Source organism: Pantoea sp. ANP04, assembly GCF_041982285.1.
Classification (GTDB): Bacteria; Pseudomonadota; Gammaproteobacteria; order Enterobacterales; family Enterobacteriaceae; genus Pantoea; species Pantoea eucalypti.
The window spans coordinates 1-556 of record NZ_JAUTYS010000128.1; the positions used below are offsets into that span (position 1 = coordinate 1).

General features: G+C 50.9%; 2 protein-coding genes. One reads left to right on the forward strand and one right to left on the reverse strand.

What is annotated here, in order from left to right; genetic code table 11:
• Positions 1–141: zinc ribbon domain-containing protein (locus Q7C21_RS22700; RefSeq protein WP_375151196.1), on the forward strand; the 141-nt coding region annotated here is incomplete at its 5' end.
• Here Q7C21_RS22700 and Q7C21_RS22705 read toward each other — a convergent pair.
• Positions 138–556, reverse strand: a 419-nt coding sequence (locus Q7C21_RS22705; RefSeq protein ID WP_375151195.1) for an L-serine ammonia-lyase, iron-sulfur-dependent, subunit alpha, incomplete at its 5' end; no start/stop codon positions are given. The genes Q7C21_RS22700 and Q7C21_RS22705 overlap by 4 nt on opposite strands.

Below are 556 nucleotides of genomic sequence, written 5' to 3' on the forward strand. Positions count from 1 at the left end.
TTAGGAATAAGAGAATGGCTTTGCGAGTGCGGTGTCACTCATGACCGTGATATTAATGCGGCAAAAAACATTCTCGCGCTCGGGCTTGAGCGTCTAGTAGTAGGAATCCCTCACTTTAGGGAGGGGAGGAAGTCAAATTAACATTGACTGTAATTGACACTAACGCCGCGGGTAGCAGTGGGGATGCGGTTATCAGCATAAATAGCAAGACCACCGCGAGCGGTTTCTTTATATTTATCAGACATATCCGCGCCTGTCTGCTTCATGGTTTCAATGGCTTTATCCAATGAGACAAAGTGCTGACCATTGCCGCGGCAGGCAAGACGAGCGGCGTTAATGGCTTTTACCGCGCCCATCGCATTGCGCTCAATACAAGGGACTTGTACCAAGCCGCCAATCGGGTCACAAGTCAGACCTAAATTATGCTCGATACCAATCTCGGCGGCATTCAAACATTGCGCTGGCGAGCCATCCATAATCTCTGCCAATGCCGAACCTGCCATGGCACAGGCTGAACCGACTTCGCCCTGACAGCCCACTTCAGCCCCAGAGATAG